The 17,153-nt window shown below is 51.7% G+C and carries 16 protein-coding genes; 4 read left to right on the top strand and 12 right to left on the bottom strand.

Annotated features, from left to right (window positions below; genetic code table 11):
* Positions 1–423: 423 nt before the first annotated feature.
* From BM025_RS15855 to BM025_RS15805, 11 genes are all read right to left on the bottom strand, one after another.
* Complete coding sequence (locus BM025_RS15855; RefSeq protein WP_085850039.1) at positions 424–1,272, bottom strand: metal ABC transporter permease; 849 nt, start codon at positions 1,270–1,272, stop codon at positions 424–426.
* Complete coding sequence (locus BM025_RS15850) at positions 1,269–2,156, bottom strand: metal ABC transporter permease (RefSeq protein ID WP_085850038.1); 888 nt, start codon at positions 2,154–2,156, stop codon at positions 1,269–1,271. Before BM025_RS15850 ends, BM025_RS15855 begins: the two co-directional genes overlap by 4 nt.
* Entirely contained in the window at positions 2,153–3,058 is a 906-nt protein-coding gene (locus tag BM025_RS15845; protein ID WP_085850037.1) for a manganese/iron ABC transporter ATP-binding protein, read from the bottom strand. The genes BM025_RS15850 and BM025_RS15845 overlap by 4 nt, the downstream gene beginning before the upstream one ends.
* A gap of 41 nt (positions 3,059–3,099) precedes the next feature.
* Complete coding sequence (locus tag BM025_RS15840; protein ID WP_280139350.1) at positions 3,100–3,948, bottom strand: metal ABC transporter substrate-binding protein; 849 nt, start codon at positions 3,946–3,948, stop codon at positions 3,100–3,102.
* A gap of 444 nt (positions 3,949–4,392) precedes the next feature.
* On the bottom strand, positions 4,393–5,538 hold the full coding sequence (locus BM025_RS15835) for an iron-containing alcohol dehydrogenase (RefSeq protein ID WP_085850036.1): 1,146 nt from the start codon (positions 5,536–5,538) through the stop codon (positions 4,393–4,395).
* Between the two features lie 4 nt (positions 5,539–5,542).
* Positions 5,543–6,916 (bottom strand): aldehyde dehydrogenase family protein, encoded by a 1,374-nt coding sequence (locus BM025_RS15830; RefSeq protein WP_085850035.1) that lies wholly within the window; start codon positions 6,914–6,916, stop codon positions 5,543–5,545.
* 4 nt (positions 6,917–6,920) lie between these two features.
* Positions 6,921–8,282, bottom strand: coding sequence for a glutamine synthetase family protein (locus BM025_RS15825; protein WP_085850034.1), 1,362 nt, complete (start codon positions 8,280–8,282; stop codon positions 6,921–6,923).
* Positions 8,283–8,360: 78 nt separating this feature from the next.
* Positions 8,361–9,395, bottom strand: coding sequence for a TRAP transporter substrate-binding protein (locus BM025_RS15820; RefSeq protein WP_085850033.1), 1,035 nt, complete (start codon positions 9,393–9,395; stop codon positions 8,361–8,363).
* Positions 9,396–9,440: 45 nt separating this feature from the next.
* Entirely contained in the window at positions 9,441–10,769 is a 1,329-nt protein-coding gene (locus BM025_RS15815) for a TRAP transporter large permease (RefSeq protein ID WP_085850032.1), read from the bottom strand.
* Positions 10,769–11,338 carry a TRAP transporter small permease subunit gene (locus BM025_RS15810; RefSeq protein WP_085850031.1) on the bottom strand — a complete coding sequence of 190 codons (570 nt, stop codon included), beginning with the start codon at positions 11,336–11,338 and terminating at the stop codon, positions 10,769–10,771. The genes BM025_RS15815 and BM025_RS15810 overlap by 1 nt, the downstream gene beginning before the upstream one ends.
* Positions 11,335–12,099 carry an N-formylglutamate amidohydrolase gene (locus BM025_RS15805; RefSeq protein WP_085850030.1) on the bottom strand — a complete coding sequence of 255 codons (765 nt, stop codon included), beginning with the start codon at positions 12,097–12,099 and terminating at the stop codon, positions 11,335–11,337. Before BM025_RS15805 ends, BM025_RS15810 begins: the two co-directional genes overlap by 4 nt.
* A 115-nt stretch (positions 12,100–12,214) precedes the next feature.
* On the opposite strand from BM025_RS15805, the gene BM025_RS15800 reads away from it, so the two are divergent.
* Positions 12,215–13,087, top strand: a complete 873-nt coding sequence (locus BM025_RS15800; RefSeq protein WP_085850029.1) for a MurR/RpiR family transcriptional regulator — start codon at positions 12,215–12,217, stop codon at positions 13,085–13,087.
* Between the two features lie 13 nt (positions 13,088–13,100).
* On the opposite strand, the gene BM025_RS15795 is transcribed toward BM025_RS15800, so the two are convergent.
* Entirely contained in the window at positions 13,101–13,814 is a 714-nt protein-coding gene (locus BM025_RS15795; protein WP_085850028.1) for a GntR family transcriptional regulator, read from the bottom strand.
* A gap of 182 nt (positions 13,815–13,996) precedes the next feature.
* Between BM025_RS15795 and hydA the strand changes: the two genes are divergently transcribed.
* The 3 genes from hydA (at position 13,997) to BM025_RS15780 (ending at position 17,153) form a co-directional block, all read left to right on the top strand.
* The gene (gene hydA, locus BM025_RS15790) at positions 13,997–15,463 is read left to right on the top strand and encodes a dihydropyrimidinase (RefSeq protein WP_085850027.1); all 1,467 of its coding nucleotides are present in this window, start codon (positions 13,997–13,999) and stop codon (positions 15,461–15,463) included.
* 65 nt (positions 15,464–15,528) lie between these two features.
* The gene (locus BM025_RS15785) at positions 15,529–16,515 is read left to right on the top strand and encodes a TRAP transporter substrate-binding protein (RefSeq protein ID WP_170842210.1); all 987 of its coding nucleotides are present in this window, start codon (positions 15,529–15,531) and stop codon (positions 16,513–16,515) included.
* A gap of 116 nt (positions 16,516–16,631) precedes the next feature.
* Positions 16,632–17,153, top strand: coding sequence for a TRAP transporter small permease (locus BM025_RS15780; protein ID WP_170842209.1), 522 nt, complete (start codon positions 16,632–16,634; stop codon positions 17,151–17,153).

Genomic DNA, 17,153 nt, shown 5'->3' with positions numbered 1-17,153 from the left:
AGATGTCAATTCTGATCTTTTACGTCAGGCATTTTTTTTGCAAAATGACATCTACTGTAAGTTCAAAATTCCGCTTTAAATGCACAAAACCCGCCACGATATAAAATCTGTCGGGCGTTTTATAAAGTGAGCAGCGAACAACCTAAGCAGCTTATCGGTGAGAACACCCTTGGCGCCCTGCACATTAAGTTTTCGGTGTGCCTATCTTCAAGACGTTCCAAATCATCCGCTTGGACACCTGTTCATAGCGCGCTTGGGGTCCAAACAAACAGTCCAAGACAAAAGAAAAAGGATTGAGTTCAACCATGTCAAAAGCCCCTTGCACAGGCAGCTCAGATTGGCTGCCCCTATAGGGTTAAGAGCGCTGACTAACAATAATATGACAATTCTATTGCTATTTTTTAACACAAGACCAGAGAAACTTTAGTGCCCTGCGGTTGCCGCCATCATAGACATCCGGCGTGTGATCCGAAGGCGACGAACAAAGGCTATGACAAACAACCCCGTCATGATCAAAACAATCGTAGGTGCAGGCGAACTGTCGAGATAAAAACTGGCGTAGGTCCCTGCGACCATGGAAAAGGCGCAACTGCAAACGGCAACAATCATCATGGGGCCAAAGCTGCGCGCAACCAAAAAAGCGATAGCTCCGGGGGTCACAAGCAACGCCACGGCCAAGATCAAACCAACGGCACTGAGCGTCGCAACGATGGTCAACGACAGCCCAGCCAACAGGCCATAATGCAGCAACCAAGTGTTCAACCCCGACGCTTGCGCCTGTGCGGGATCAAACGCATGCAATAGCAAATCTTTCCATTTGAGCCCTAAAAGCAGCGTCACCGCCGCGCCGATGATGCCAGCCGTCCACAGATCTTGCGCGTTGACCCCAAGCATATTGCCAAACAGCACATGATCCAGATGCTCATTGGTGGTGATCGACGTGTACATGATGATGCCAAGCCCGAACATGCCAGAAAAAACCACCCCCATGACGGTGTCTTTTTTCACCCGACTGTGATCCGACAGATACCCCGTGACCACAGCACAGGTCATGCCCGCAGCAAAAGCACCAACGATCAAAGGCAGCCCCAAAATCCACGCTAAAACGATCCCAGGAAGCGTCGCGTGACTGACGGCATCGCCCATCAAAGCCCAACCTTTGAGCACCAAAAAGCACGACAAAAGCGCGCAAGGCGGTGCGATAAACAAGATGATCCAAAACGCGTTTTGCATGAACGCGAAGTGAAACGGCTGCAACAGCGTATCGATCATTGGACGTCTCCTGCGCGTAAAGCTTTGGTTTGTGTGGCTATGGCATCTCGGGCAATGCGTTTGCTGGCCAAAATACCGTGCTTGGGGGCGAAAATAAACGCCACGACAAAAAGTGCAGTTTGCAACACAACGATGATGCCGCCTGTCGCGCCATCCAAGAAATAACTCGCATAGGCCCCGACAAAACTGGTCACTGCACCGATGATGACAGACAGCACAATCAAGCGCGGGAACCGGTCGCACAGCAAATACGCCGTAGCCCCCGGCGTGACCACCAAAGCGATCACCAAAAATGCGCCCACAGTCATCATCGCGGCCACAATCGCAGCAGATAACAGCATGAAAAACACCGCCTTGAGCAGCTCAGGCTTCAAGCCGATCGAACGGGCATGCGTTTCATCGAAAAACACTACCATTAGGTCTTTCCACTTGGCCAAAAGCACTGTCAAAACAACGACACCGATGATCGCCAATTGCAGCGTATCTTCGGGGGTGATGGCCAAAATATTGCCCATAATGATCGTTTGAATGCTGATCGACATAGGCGACAGTGACACCATAAACAGGCCAAGCCCAAAGAATGATGTGAAAATAATACCGATGATCACATCAATTTTAAGCCCCGATCGCTCAGACAAAAATAGCATTGCACCTGCGGCCAGTCCTCCGGCGATAAAAGCGCCCAAGGCAAAGGGAAGCCCCAGCATATAGGCCCCCGCAACGCCGGGCACCACAGAGTGGCTAAGCGCATCACCAATCAAGGACCATCCTTTAAGCATCAGATAAGACGATAAAAATGCGCAAACGCCACCCACAAGCGCAGACACCCACATTGCGTTAAACATGTAGTTGTAGGTAAAGGGTTCCATCAGCAGATCAATCATGATGCGTCTTCTTTTCGCGTATCGGCTTTATCGCCGTACATCACAAAAGGTCGCTCATCATCGGTGATAATACGCACTTCTCGCGTGTCATCATCGTCGTGCAATTCATCGCCCCCCAAAGTGAAATGTCGCAAGACCCCACCAAAAGCGCGTTCCAAATTGTCGTGCGTGAACACATCTTTGGTCAAACCATAGCCCAGTACGGTGCCTTTGACCAAAACGGTGCGATCACAAAAATCTGGCACAGAGCCAAGATTGTGGGTCGACACCAACATCACACGACCCTCATCGCGCAGCTCACGCAACAACGTGATGATCTGCTCTTCGGTTTTTACATCCACGCCCGTAAACGGTTCATCAAGCAAAATCACCTGCCCGTCTTGTGCCAAAGCACGCGCCAAGAACACCCGCTTGCGTTGCCCGCCTGACAATTCACCAATTTGACGGGTGCGAAAATCAAGCATATTCACACGGCGCAGCGCTTCGTCCACTGCGGCATGATCGGCTTTGCTGGCGCGACGAAAAAAGCCCATTTTGCCATAGCGCCCCATCATAACAACGTCTTGCACCAAAACGGGAAAGGCCCAATCGACCTCTTCTGCTTGGGGAACATAAGCCACCAGATTTTCACGCAACGCATCTTTGACGGTTTTTCCCAGCAGGCGAATTTCGCCATTGGCGGCAGGCACGAACCCCATAATAGCTTTAAACAGTGTGGATTTCCCCGCACCGTTGACGCCCACAAGCGCCGTAATCGTGCCGCGCGGAATGTCAAAACTGGCATCATGCAGCGCCATATGACCGTTGCGATAGGTCACGGTGACATGGCTGGCTGAAATCCCATCCCCCACGGTTGGTGTGGACTGCGCATCTGTATGATTTTGAAATTTATCTTCGGTCATAGGCACGGAAATTGTCCTTTAAAAACGCGGTATCTAGAAAGCTATTGAGCGGTCAGCCCATTCACAACGGTTTGTGTGGTGACTTTAAGCAGGTCCAAATAGGTCGGCACAGGGCCGTCTGCTTTGCTCAAACTGTCGACATATAAAACGCCGCCATAGGCCGCCCCCGTTTCACGAGCGACTTGTTCGGCGGGCGACGTGTTGACTGTGCTTTCGCAGAAAACCACTGAAATATCATGATCACGCACGCCGTCGATCACCTTGCGTACTTGTTGCGGTGTGCCCGTTTGGTCGGCATTCATTGGCCAAAGATACAACTCTTGCAGTCCAAAGTCGCGCGCCAAATAACTAAACGCGCCTTCACAGGTCACCAGCCAACGTTTGTCTTCAGGCAGCGTGGCCAATTGGGCTTTGAGCGGCATAATGGTGGCACGAATTTCGTCTTTGTAACGTGCTGCATTGTCGGTATAAATCGCTGCATTTTCGGGATCGGCAGCCACAAGCGCCGCTTCGATATTATCGACATAAATCAAAGCGTTCTCTAGCCCCATCCATGCATGTGGGTTGGCTTGCCCCTCGTAAGATCCCGCCGCGATTGAAATGGGTTCGATGCCGTCGGTCAAGGTCACAGAAGGAATGTCACCAAGGTTGTTCAAGAACTGTTCAAACCACAGTTCCAAGTTCAAACCATTCCACAAAATCAGGTCGGCATCTGATGCGCGCACGATGTCGCGCGGCGTCGGTTGATACCCATGAATTTCCGCGCCAGGTTTGGTGATAGATACGACATCTGCCGCCTCACCCGCAACATTCTGCGCCATTTCAGCCAAGACCGTAAAGGTGGTCACGACCTTAAGGCGCTCGCCTGCGTACGCTGCGTTGGTGCCCATCAGGATCGCCAAACATACGGCAGATTTCAAAGAATTCAGGATCATGGAACGAGACATCATTGGTAGCTCCTAAAGATGGTATTCCTCATCTGTAGAGGCCACAGCTTAGGGATTGTCAAGTAGTTGCGAACCATTCTCAACTGAAAGGCCTGTATTCGCAACTGGACTTAAAAACAGCCCCTTAGCCCAGCCAAAGATGCATATCTTTTCCGCAAAATGATGCACTAGGCACAGAATCATCCACAGGGGAAACCGCCCTTGGGCGCAGTAAATGAGTGGCCATAACCAAGACGCGAGGTAATGGGCGTGACATGGCCCGATAACACATAGGCCACATAAAAAAGGCCGCCAAAGGCGACCTCATTCCGATGTATGAAACCAGCAGGCAGCCCATTGGTTTCTGACGCTCTTTGCCCCTGAAACCAATGGATCGCTTGCGGTCTATTACACGATATTCGACAATAACTGCTTGGTGTTTTCTGCAGTCATTTCCACCGGATTACCACCTGTGCTTGGATCGCTCAAAGCCCCTGCAACGATACGGTCGATATCAGGGTTCTCGATGCCTAACTCTGACAGAGTTTTAGGGATGCCAAGAGACGCGTTAAGTTCGTCAACATAGGCGCAGAACCCATCAAAACCGCCAGAAATACCAAGGTAATTCGCAGCATCTTCAATCACGCCTGAAATAGCAGGCTTATTGAATTGCAACACAGCCGGCATACAGATCGCATTCGTTGTGCCGTGGTGCGTGTGATACATCGCGCCGATGGGATGCGACAAAGCATGGATCGCACCAAGACCCTTTTGAAACGCCGTGGCACCCATGATCGCAGCCGACATCATATGCGCGCGAGCTTCGATATCAGTGCCATCAGCATAAGCGCGCGGCAGGTATTCTTTGACCAAACGCATGCCTTCCAACGCCATGCCTTGCGACATCGGGTGGTAATGCGGTGAACAGAACGCTTCGACACAATGCGCAAAGGCATCCAGCCCCGTGCCCGCCGTGATGAAACCGGGCATGCCAACAGTCAATTCAGGATCACAAATCACTACGGTTGGCAAAAATTTAGGATGGAAGATGATCTTTTTTTGCTCAGTTTCGGAATTGGTGATGACCGATGCACGCCCCACTTCGGACCCTGTGCCAGCCGTGGTTGGCACAGCAACAATCGGCGCGATGGCATCAGCGTCTGCACGTGTCCACCAATCGCCAATGTCTTCGAAATCCCATAAAGGGCGCGTTTGCCCCGCCATGAATGCAACGAGCTTGCCCAGATCCAAACCAGAGCCGCCACCAAAGGCAACAACCCCGTCATGGCCGCCGTCTTTATAGGCTTTCACGCCAGCTTCAGCGTTCTTTTCATTCGGGTTTGGATCAACGTCCGAGAACATCGCACGGCCAAGGCCCGCAGCCTCAAGCAGATCAAGCGTTTTGGTGGTGATGTCCATAGTGGCCAAGCCGCGATCGGTGACCAAAAGCGGTTTCTTAATCCCAGCCACAGCACAGGCGTCCGCGATCTCGGAAATACGGCCAGCGCCGAAACGAATTGCAGTTGGATAAGACCAATTTGCGGTGATGCTCATATTCTTAAGCCTTTTTAAAGTGGAACGACTTGGGTCGTGTCAGGTTGTGATAGCCGATCATTGACAGCCCGCCACCGCGGCCTGTGTCTTTGCAGCCCGTCCAGCACAACGCAGGATCAAGATAATCCGCGCGGTTCATGAACACAGTGCCCGTTTCAATTTGCTCTGCAATAGTTTCTGCGCGCGTCAGGTCTTGGGTCCACAAAGATGCGGTCAAACCAAAGTCGCTGTCATTCATCAAACGGATCGCTTCCGCGTCATCTTTGACAGACATGATCCCCACAACCGGACCAAAACTTTCCTCGCGCATCACACGCATGTCATGGGTCACGTTGGTCAAAATCTGCGGCATCAAATACGCGCCACCGTTTTTCGGGAAAAGCGCAGGATCAATGTGCGCGGTCGCGCCATCGGCAATCGCCTCGGCAGTTTGCGCGCGCACCTCATCGGCAAAACGCACATGCGCCATCGGGCCAAGCGTGGTTTCTGACTCCAAAGGATTGCCAAGCACATAGCCATTCACAATCGCCACAGCTTTTTCGACAAAAGCGTCGAACAGGCTTTCATGCACGTAAATGCGTTCGATCCCACAACAACATTGTCCCGCGTTGAACATCGCACCGTCAATGAGCGTGTCCACGGCAGCATCCAAATTGGCGTCATCCATTACATAGCCCGGATCTTTGCCGCCAAGCTCTAAACCGATGCCTGTGAATGTGCCGCTGGCCGCAGCTTCCATCGCTTTGCCGCCGCCGACAGAGCCGGTGAAATTCACAAAGCCAAAAGCACGATCCGCGATCAATGCAGATGTGGTTGAATGGTCCAAAAACACGTTTTGAAACACATCCTCAGGGATGCCAACAGAATGAAACGCTGCCGCCATACGTTCTCCCACAAGTGGCGTTTGCGAGGCGTGTTTGAGCATCACAGCATTGCCCGCAATCAGCGCAGGCGCGACGGTGTTGATCGCGGTCATAAACGGGTAGTTCCAAGGGGCCACGACCAAAACAAGCCCATGCGGCACGCGTTTGATCACGCGGCGAAAGGCGTCGCTGTCTTCAATAACGGTGTCGGTCAAAGCGTCTTCGGCGATGCTGGCCATATAGCTGGCCCGCTCGTTAAATCCGCCAAATTCGCCGCCGTAGCGCACAGGACGCCCCATTTGCCATGCGATCTCGGGCACGATCTCATCGTTCATTGCACCGACCGCGGCAACGCCTGCTTGCACCAAAGCGATGCGATCTGCCAAAGGGCGCGCCGCCCATGCGGTTTGCGCGGATTTTGCGCGGGCCACTGCGGCCTCGGCTTGGGCTTGGGTCAGGGTGTCACGCGTGGCGTATACGGACCCGTCGATGGGCGAAATACATTGGATGGTCATTGGCTTAAGCCCTTTCAAAACCGCGCGCGATTTCCCAATCGGTCACGGTACGGTCAAATTCTTCTTGTTCCCATTCAGCGGCGCGGGTGTAGTGATCGACAACGTCGTCCCCCAAGGCCTCGCGCAAGAATGCCGATGTGCGTAGCGTTTGGGTCGCCATGCGCAGTGTTTGCGGAATGTCGGCTGCTTTGGCGTCTTCGTACACGTCGCCCGTTGTCGCGGGGGCCAACTCTAACGCGTCTTCAATCCCTTTGATCCCAGCAGCCAGCATCACTGCTTGCGCCAAATACGGATTCAAATCAGAGCCGCCGATGCGGCATTCAACACGTACGCCTTTGCTGCCTTCGCCGCACAACCGAAAGCCTGCGGTACGGTTGTCGACCGACCAAACAGTTTTTGTTGGCGCGAAAGTGCCCTTGGCAAAGCGTTTATAGCTGTTGACATAAGGAGCCAGAAAATAGGTATACTCAGGCGCGTATTTGATCAGGCCAGCCATATAGTGGCTCATCAAATCTGATTTACCATGCGGTTTTGACGCGTCAAAGAACATAGCTTCGCCGTCTTGCCAAAGTGATTGATGAACGTGGCTGGATGAACCAACACGGTCCTTATGCCATTTGGGCAAAAAGCTTGCCGCGCGGCCTTGTTGCCAAGCAATTTCTTTGATCGCATGTTTGGCAATCGAATGATAATCGGCGCAGTCCAACGCTGGGGAATAGCGGATGTTTAGCTCTTCTTGGCCTGCTTCGGCTTCGCCTTTTGTGTTCTCAATCGGCAGACCTGCCGCGAAAAGGTGGTTACGGATTGGCCGCATCACGCCCTCTTCTTTAGTCGTCTGCAAGATGTGGTAATCTTCATTGTAGCCAGAGATTGGCTGTAGATCGCGAAAACCGCTTTTACGGATTTCATCCAAGCTTTTCTCAAACAAAAAGAATTCCAGCTCGGTCGCCATTTTGGCTTCATAGCCCAAAGCTTCCAACCGTTTGATCTGCTTTTTCAACATCGCGCGCGGGGAATGTGAGACGGGGTTTTCGTGGTGATCCAAAATATCGCACAACACCAAAGCCGTGCCTTCAAGCCACGGCAGCGGGCGGATCGTGGCAAGATCGGGTTTCATCACATAATCGCCGTAGCCAGATTGCCAATTGGTCGAGGCATAGCCATCAGGCGTGGCCATTTCCAAATCCGTGGCCAGCAAATAATTGCAGCAATGTGTTTCTTTAAAAGAGGTTTCCACAAAATTTACAGCGTGGAACCGCTTGCCCATCAACCGGCCCTGCATATCAACAAAGCACGCCAAAACTGTGTCAATAGACCCAGCTGCTACTTGGGATTTCAGGTCGTCAAATGTCAAAGTACTGGGCATTTTTGTTCACTCTTTTTGCAAGGTTTGGAGGCAGTCAAAGACCGCCTCCAAAGAATAATTTAACAGTCTTAAGCCAGTTTAGCCGTAACGGTATGGGCGGCCTGCTTTGACCATGTCAGCGTTGTACTTTTTAAAGATATCCACAACGCGACGTTTGACATCAGATTCTGCTGCGATCTCTTCCCAGAACACTTGAGCTGCCGCTTCAACAGTGGCCCACTCTTCGTCAGGAATAGATGTCAGTTCCATCTTAGTGCCGTTGACGCGCAGGTCGGCTTCGCCACCCCAGTACCACCACTGACGTTTGTAGTGTGATTGATCACAGCATACACGGAACAGTGTTTGCAAGTCTTCTGGCAACTCGTTCCAACGATCCATGTTGGCAAAGAAAGACCCTGCCCATGCGCCAGAAATGTTGTTGGTCAAGAAGTAGTTGGTCACGTCGGCCCAACCAACTGTGTAGTCTTCGGTGATGCCAGACCATGCGATGCCGTCAAGTTCGCCTGTTTGCATCGCAACTTCGATGTCTTCCCATGGCAGGTTCACAGGGATCACGCCAAACTGGCTCATGAAACGACCCGCAGTTGGGAAGGTAAAGATGCGTTTGCCTTTAAGGTCTTCCAAAGAACGGATTGGTTCTTTGGTGGCGAAATGGCAAGGATCCCACGCGCCAGCAGAAATGTGTTTCACGCCGACTTTGGAATATTCTTCGTCCCAGATTTCGTTCAGACCGTATTGGTTGAACAGCACAGGCACGTCGAGTGAATAGCGTGAGCCAAACGGGAAATACCCGCCGAACACTGTGACATCCGTTGGCGACGCCATAGAGTCGTCATCAGATTGTACAGCATCGATTGTGCCGCGCTGCATGGCTTGGAACAATTCGCCTGTTGGAACCAGTTGGTCCGCAAAAAACAATTCGATCTGCATGCGGTCGCCCGCGATTTTGTTGAACATTTCAACAGCTGGCACAATCACCTCAGCGGCCAAAGAAGCCCCTGCATAGGTTTGCATCCGCCATTTAATTGTGCTTTGCGCCAAGGCTGGTGAGGCCAAAACCGCTGCGGCGGGGGCGACTGCGGCCCCTTGAATAAACTTGCGTCTAGATGTCATATCTTCTCTCCATTGTTGGGGGATGGCCACCTTTTGGCGGCTCTTTTATGGTTTGTTGTAAACGTAATCAGGCAACCATGTGGCAATGCCAGGAACCAGCATGACCAGCACAAGCGCGAACACCATGATCAACACGAATGGTGTGATCGAGGAATAGATATCGCGCAAGGAAATCTCGGGCGGCGCCATGGCGCGCATCAAGAACAAGTTATAGCCAAAGGGCGGCGTCATATAGGCGATCTGCGTGGTGATCGTGTACAAGATACCGTACCAAATCAGATCAAACCCAAGCTCGCCCACCAGCGGCACATAAAGCGGCGCGACGATGACCAGCATGGCTGTGTCGTCCAAAAATGTGCCCATGATGATAAAGCTCAACTGCATTAAAATCAAAATCATCCAAGGGCTTAGGTTCAAACGCTCTGTGAACACGCCCTCGATGGCTTTCACCGCGCCAAGCCCATCAAACACCGCACCAAACGCAAGAGCGGCCAAGATGATCCACATGAACATGCAGGTGATGCCAAGCGTATTGCGCACGGAGTTTTCAAACACCTCGCGAGTCATGCGCCCCTTGATCACGGCAGCTGCAAAAGCAGCCAAAGCACCGATTGCAGAACTTTCAACAAGCGATGTCCAGCCCCGCACAAAAGGCACCATCATGACGGCGAAAATGATGACCGGCAGCAAACCTGCCCGCAACAGGCGCATCTTTTCCGCCCGTGGTATGTCGCGTTCGCTGGCATCCAACACGGGGCCAAGCACCGGATTGATCCGGCAGCGTACAACGATATAGATGATGAAAAGAGCGGCCATCATCAGCCCCGGCACGACACCAGCCAACCAAAGCTGGCCGACGGGTTGGCGAGCGATCATCGCATACAGCACCAAGACAACCGAGGGCGGCACAAGGATGCCTAAACTGGACCCCGCTTGAATAACCCCAGTGACCATGCGTTTGTCATAGCCGCGCTTCAACAATTCGGGCAGCGCAATTGTCGACCCAATGGCCATACCAGCTACGCTTAGGCCGTTCATCGCAGAAATCAGCACCATCAGGCCAATCGTGCCAATGGCTAAACCGCCCCGCAGACCGCCCATCCAAACATGAAACATCTTGTAAAGATCGTCTGCAATTTTACTTTCCGACAGGACATAACCCATGAAAATAAACATCGGCAGCGTCAAAAGTGGATACCATTTCATCAGCTTCATCGCGGCAGAAAATCCGATGTCAAAGCCGCCCTTGTCGCCCCAAAGCAGCAAAGATGCGATAACAGCTATAAACCCGATAGCACCAAAAACACGCTGCCCTGTGAGCAGCATCAGCATCATGGTTGAGAACATCAAAGTGGCGATCAATTCATAGGACATCAGATGGTTTCGCCTTTGATACGGAGGACATCTTTGAACAGTTCAGACACGCATTGCAGCAGCATCAAGAACATGCCCAAGATCATGATAGTTTTGACTGGCCACATATAGGGTCGCCAAGCGGTGGACGAGCGTTCCATACGGCCAATTTCTTCTGAGCCTGTGATCAGGCCACCAAAGAATGAAAATGGTTCGGTGCCCCAGTAGCCCAAAGAATAAGCGGTCGAACTGACCGCGCCGTAGAGCAAGACACCAAGATAGAAAATCAAGAACAGCACGGTAAACAGATCGACCCATGCTTTTTTACGCGCGGACCATTCACCGTACAGCAAATCCATGCGCACGTTTGATCCAAGCTGGATCGAATACGGCCCGCCCAACATGTAATAAGCGACCATAATAAACTGCGCCATTTCCAGCGTCCAAAGCGATGGCAAAAAGAACGTCTTACTGATCGAAGACCACAATAAAACGCCCATCAGTACAAAGATACCGTACATCATGATGCGCCCGAGACGGTAGTTTACCGCATCGACACCCCGAATATACCACTGCATCGCCCCAGTCATTGCGTGTCCCCTTGCAAAGAGACCAGCGCCTCAGCCACCCAAGCGGCGATACGCGTGGCCATCGTATCTTGGTCTTGCGCACTTTGGATCAAATCGTTGCGAATTTCCAACATTACGTTCAAATACCCCGCGTCGAGCGCGTGTTCTTTTAGCGTATGTGTCACGCCATCTTCTGGCCCATAAGGTTGATTTAGCTCAACTTTATTCTGTATGTACGATGGTGCGATATCCATCATTGCCTGTGCAAGACGTGCATCTGTGTCGTGCAAGATGCCAATCTCGACCGCGCGCTGCTGGCCATAATAGATCGGGGTAAAGCTGTGCACAGTCACCAATACTGGCGCTGATTTAGTTGCAATCACACCAGCAAGAGTGGCCCTAAATGGTTCATAATACTTGCCAGCTCTCTCGCTGCGTTGCTCAGGCGTCAGGTTCGCATTGCCCGGCACAACGATGGCTTCGCTTTTTTGCGGCATCGCATCCACGGCAGACGGTGGACGATTGCAGTCATAGACAAGGCGCGACACGTTTGAGGCGACCAATGTGGCTCCCAAACGTTGAGACAAACCTTGCGCCACAGCCAGCGCACCGGGATCCCATGCGGCATGGCTTTGCAGCGCATCTTCGCTCAATCCAAGATCGTTGAACGCAGGCGGAATAAAGCAACTCGCATGTTCGCAGACCACCACAACAGAGCACTGCCCCTCAGGGTTGAGCACAGTAACCGTATCGCTATCGAGAACATTTTTTGAGTGATTCATCTTGGCTCCTTGAAGCCAAGGTGCTTGCTCGACAGGGCAACTGTCAATAAAATTGTGAAAAAAATATAACAGTCTCGATTGATATGGTATATTAGTGAACAAAATGGAGGCACGGATGACGGACGCGGCACAGACAATATCTGATCGCATTCAGGAAAAACTGGATCACCTGACACGCGCAGAGCGCCAGTTGGCCCTGTCTATTCTTGAAAATTATCCTGCCTCTGGATTGGGGCCTTTGTCGGCGCTGGCCAAAGACGCAAACGTGTCTGTGCCCACCGTGGCGCGCATGGTGCAAAAGCTTGGATACAAGGGCTATCCCGACTTTCAATCTGAGCTGCGCGAAGAATTGCGGGCCAAAGCAAAAGGCCCGATTGCCAAACACGAAACATGGGCCGAAGCCGCCCCGTCAGAACATCTGTTGAACAGATTTACAGACGCCGTGATCGACAATATCCGTCTGACTTTAGGGCAGATTGACCCCGATGCTTTTGACGAGGCCTGCGCATTGGTTGCAGATCCATCGCGTCACCTTTTCATCGCAGGTGGGCGGATCACGCATACTCTGGCCGAATATTTCTTTATGCACATGCAGGTCATTCGACCCAATTTGACCCATGTACAATCCACCTCAAGCACTTGGCCGCACTATCTATTGAATGCGAAAGAGGATGACGTTTTTGTCATTTTTGATGTGCGCCGCTATGAAAACAACACCCTTAAGCTGGCTGAAATTGCCCATGCGCGGGGTGCCAAAATCGTTTTGTTCACCGACCAATGGCGTTCACCCGTGCATCATCTGGCGGACATCACCTTTAGCTGCCGGATCATCGCGCCCTCGGCTTGGGACTCGACTACGACCACGATGCTTTTGGTCGAGACAATGATCTCTTCCGTGCAAAATCTGAACTGGGATGAAACCAAAGAGCGGATGGAGCATTTAGAGGAAATGTTTGACCAAACAAAACTGTTCCGCAAATTCACCTAACGCCAACCGCGCCCTACCCCTTTGCGTTTGGCTTGGCAGATATCTGTGAGAACACCTGTTCGATATCTACGACTTGCACCCCATCGCTCAATTTCAGGCTTGCCTCAATATGATCAAGATGGCGGGTGACCAACTCTGCGGCCAAATCAGCATCTTTAGCGACCACAGCATTCACGATTTCGGCGTGCTCGTCATCGCGGCAAGCATCGCTTGTCGGGGCATCATAGAGATAGATGATGAGGCAGGTCAGCGTTGACAGCTCACGAATACTGCGCGCCAAAAATTCATTGCCGCACAGATCGCCCAACAAAAAGTGGAAATCCCCAGACAGTCGGATAATCGCCTGAGTGTCCGCGTCGCGCCGTGCCGTTGTTTCGGCGTCGAGATGGGCCAACAGCTTTGCATGCTTTTCATCATCCAGCGATGTGATCAATTTGCGCACAATGCCCGGCTCGATCAATCGGCGCATTTCCATAACGTGGCGCGCCTGTTTTGGGCTGGGTCTGGCAACATGAGCGCCCTTTTGTGGGACAAGCTCAACGACGCCTTCATGTGACAGGCGTGCTAAAATTTCGCGCACCCGAGCACGACTGACATTGAAAATCTTCGCCAACTTGTCTTCGCCAAGCTTTGTTCCTGGCGGCAATCTGTGTTCGAGGATTGCGAGATAAACCTGATGATACAGGTCGCGACTCGGTTCTTCTTTGTCGACATCATTCTTTAGCATAATTTTCGAGACCCAATTCGGTTTTGCTTATCCAGCACCATTGTGAACGATTAAATAAATGGCAGATGACCTTCTGTCCACGAAATTTTCGACGAAATGCACAAAAATAAATAACAACATGATTGACGTTATTGTCGACATATTTGTAGCCATAAGTTAACAATAATGCCGAAAGTATCCCAATGCCTTTTAAAAGCGCCCCTTTAAATCCACACCAAAACGATGGCACTGGCACAGCCTTTGATCTTGTCATTCGCAATGCGAAGCTTTGCACAGCCGCGGATGTCTTTGAAACCGATATCGCAATCAAAGATGGTGTTGTTGTTTGTTTGGGTAAAAAATTGGCAAAAGGCACGCGTGAAATCGATGCAAAAGGCCGCACTGTCACCCCCGGTGGGGTCGATGCGCATTGCCATTTGGATCAACCGCTCGCCCCACCCGCGCGGATGGCAGATGATTTTGAAACGGGCACGCGGTCGGCTGCTTGTGGCGGGACAACAACCATTATTCCCTTTGCTGCACAAGAAAAAGGCCAAAGCCTGATTGCCGCAGTCGAAGACTATCACCAACGCGCTGGGGATCTATCTTGCATTGATTATTCCTTTCATTTGATCGTCAGCGACCCAACGCCAGAGGTTTTGGATCGTGAGCTGCCAGAGCTGATTGCCAAGGGCTATAGCTCGTTCAAAATCTACATGACCTATGACGATCTCAAACTTGACGATGGACAAATTTTAGATGTCTTGGACATCGCGCGGCGCCACGGTGCGTTGCCTATGATCCATGCGGAAAACTCCGATTGCATCAAATGGTTGACCAAGCGGCTTAAAGCACGCGGTCACACTGCCCCGCGCTATCATGCAGATGCCCGCCCCGCCATTGTGGAACGCGAGGCGGCGCATCGCGCGATTTCTTTGGCCGAATTGGTCGATGTACAACTACTGATCGTGCACGTGTCTGGCATTGAGGCGATTGAACAAATTCAGATGGCAAAAGCCCGTGGTGTAAACATTCACGCAGAAACTTGTCCACAATATTTGTTTTTGACTGCGGCAGACCTTGGGCTGGACGGCGAATATGAAGGCGCGCAATGCGTCTGCAGCCCACCCCCACGTGATCCTGAAAATCAAAAACACGTTTGGCGCGGCTTGGAAAATGGGCTGTTCAGTGTCTTTTCCTCGGATCATGCGCCTTTCAAATACGACGACGCGGCAGGGAAAAAACCCAATGGGTGTGAGGTCGACTTTGACCATATTCCAAATGGCATTCCCGGTTTGGAAACACGTTTGCCGCTGCTGTATTCTGAGGGCGTGTTGACGGGGCGCATTCCTGTCACGCGGTTTGTCGAACTCACATCGACCAATCCCGCCAAACTGTATGGCCTGTATCCACGCAAGGGAACGCTGGCCATCGGGTCTGACGCCGACTTGGTCATCTGGGGCGATCAACCTGTCACCATCACAAATGACGCCCTGCATCACGCCGTTGATTACACTCCTTATGAGGGGCGCGTTCTTGGTGCATGGCCTGCCTACACAGTGTCGCGCGGCGAAGTTGTGTGGGACGGAAAACAGTACACGGGGCGCAAAGGCCATGGCGAATTCATCGCCCGCAGCCGCCCATTTCAAGAAATCACAGACGATCAATAAAGACACAAAAGGTCCGGAACAGGACCGAACACAAGGCTTCGGCCACCAACAATGGGAAACCAAACATGAAAACGTTCAAGACAACACTTGCCTCAATCGCATTGCTCGCATCCGCGGGTGCAGCACAGGCTGACACCATCAAAATTTCGACCACAGTGCCAGAAACATCCAACTGGTTGGTTGCCGCCGACACCTTTAAATCTATCGTCGAAGACAAAACCGAACACACTGTCGAAATCTATCCAAACGGCACAATCGTCACGGGCAATGACCGCGTGGAACTTGAGATGGCACAGGCTGGCGCAGTCGATATCATCATGAAAACAACAATCTGGTTGTCGCAACTCAAGCCAGAATTCCTAGTCACTGCAATGCCTTGGATATTCCCCAACGCCGAAGTCGCAATGAGCGTGATGGACGGCCCAGTGGGGCAAGATCTATCGAAAAGCTTGAATGATGTGGGCTTGGAAGCTCTGGCATGGGGCGATGGCGGGTTCTTTCAGCTGTATTCAAAAGGCGAAACTGTGACAGGACCAGAGGGTATTGATGGCGTCAAAATCCGCGTCCCTGGCAATCCGATCTTTGTCAAAAGCTGGGAAGCCGTTGGTGCGGTCCCTACCCCAATCAGCTTTGCTGAAATCTTTTCAGCCCTGCAATCCGGTGCCATTGATGGCGGCGTTGCAACAACGCCTTTAATTTATGCCAAGCGGTTTTACGAAGTTGCACCGAAAATTTCTATGATCAACTTTTCGTTTGAATCTGTGGGCATGATTGCGAACACAGGCTTTCTTGCGGGCCTGAGCGAAGAAGATCAAGCCATCGTGCGCGCCGCCGCATTGGAAGGCATGAAAGCACAGCGCGCAGCCGCTGCAGCTGAGGACGCCGGCTACATCACGCAGATGAAAGAAGCAGGTGCTGATATCTATGTTCCAACCGAAGCGGAATTGAACAGCTTTAAAGACATCGCAGCCCCAATCTATGACAACTTCAAAGCCGAAATTGGCGAAGAGCTTGTCTCAACTGTCGAAGCAGCGGTAGCAGCAGCCAACTAAAACAACTGTCACAAAAAGTAATGTCGGCGGTCGTCAAAACTGGGCCCGCCGACCTTTCACTCTTGGGTTTTGATCCCTCACAGGGTCTGCCAAAATCACCAAGCAAAGGAAATGTCATGAATGGCATACGAACTGGCATAGCCAAGGCAAATTGCCTGCTGGACACTTTGGAAAAATACATCATCACGTTCTTTCTTGTTGGGATCGTGTTGATGATTTTTTCCGGCGTTTTGTCGCGGTTTGTCTTCCATTACGCGATTGCATTCACCGAAGAACTGTCACGTTTTTTCTTTATCTGGGGCGCGCTCATCGGCGCTGCTGCAGGGATGAAAACCGGTGAACACGCAGGCATTCCTTTGATCGCCAATAGGTTTGGACCACGCGGCCGCAAGGTCATTGAATGCGCGGTCACCATCGGGGTGATCATCTTTCTTTGCTACCTTGTATCTATGACATGGGTGTCCACGGCCAGATCATTTAAAAGTGGGCAAATTAGCACAACAACCGAAATTCCGATTTGGACAATCAATGCGGGCATGATGATTGCCTTTGCCATTGCCGTGTTGCGGGCCTGTCAGGGATTTTTTCTGGGCAGCTTTAGTCCCGATCTCGACTTTATAATTGATGAAGAGGCTTAA

Source organism: Pacificibacter marinus, assembly GCF_900109555.1.
Lineage (GTDB): Bacteria > Pseudomonadota > Alphaproteobacteria > Rhodobacterales > Rhodobacteraceae > Celeribacter > Celeribacter marinus_C.
This window is presented reverse-complemented; position numbering and strand designations above follow the sequence as displayed.

Coding starts and splice junctions, on each gene's coding strand:
- BM025_RS15855 (WP_085850039.1), bottom strand. CDS start 1,272: ATGATCGATACGCTGTTGCAGCCGTTTCACTTCGCGTTCATGCAAAAC.
- BM025_RS15850 (WP_085850038.1), bottom strand. CDS start 2,156: ATGATTGATCTGCTGATGGAACCCTTTACCTACAACTACATGTTTAAC.
- BM025_RS15845 (WP_085850037.1), bottom strand. CDS start 3,058: ATGACCGAAGATAAATTTCAAAATCATACAGATGCGCAGTCCACACCA.
- BM025_RS15840 (WP_280139350.1), bottom strand. CDS start 3,948: ATGGGCACCAACGCAGCGTACGCAGGCGAGCGCCTTAAGGTCGTGACC.
- BM025_RS15835 (WP_085850036.1), bottom strand. CDS start 5,538: ATGAGCATCACCGCAAATTGGTCTTATCCAACTGCAATTCGTTTCGGC.
- BM025_RS15830 (WP_085850035.1), bottom strand. CDS start 6,916: ATGACCATCCAATGTATTTCGCCCATCGACGGGTCCGTATACGCCACG.
- BM025_RS15825 (WP_085850034.1), bottom strand. CDS start 8,282: ATGCCCAGTACTTTGACATTTGACGACCTGAAATCCCAAGTAGCAGCT.
- BM025_RS15820 (WP_085850033.1), bottom strand. CDS start 9,395: ATGACATCTAGACGCAAGTTTATTCAAGGGGCCGCAGTCGCCCCCGCC.
- BM025_RS15815 (WP_085850032.1), bottom strand. CDS start 10,769: ATGTCCTATGAATTGATCGCCACTTTGATGTTCTCAACCATGATGCTG.
- BM025_RS15810 (WP_085850031.1), bottom strand. CDS start 11,338: ATGACTGGGGCGATGCAGTGGTATATTCGGGGTGTCGATGCGGTAAAC.
- BM025_RS15805 (WP_085850030.1), bottom strand. CDS start 12,099: ATGAATCACTCAAAAAATGTTCTCGATAGCGATACGGTTACTGTGCTC.
- BM025_RS15800 (WP_085850029.1), top strand. CDS start 12,215: ATGACGGACGCGGCACAGACAATATCTGATCGCATTCAGGAAAAACTG.
- BM025_RS15795 (WP_085850028.1), bottom strand. CDS start 13,814: ATGCTAAAGAATGATGTCGACAAAGAAGAACCGAGTCGCGACCTGTAT.
- hydA (WP_085850027.1), top strand. CDS start 13,997: ATGCCTTTTAAAAGCGCCCCTTTAAATCCACACCAAAACGATGGCACT.
- BM025_RS15785 (WP_170842210.1), top strand. CDS start 15,529: ATGAAAACGTTCAAGACAACACTTGCCTCAATCGCATTGCTCGCATCC.
- BM025_RS15780 (WP_170842209.1), top strand. CDS start 16,632: ATGAATGGCATACGAACTGGCATAGCCAAGGCAAATTGCCTGCTGGAC.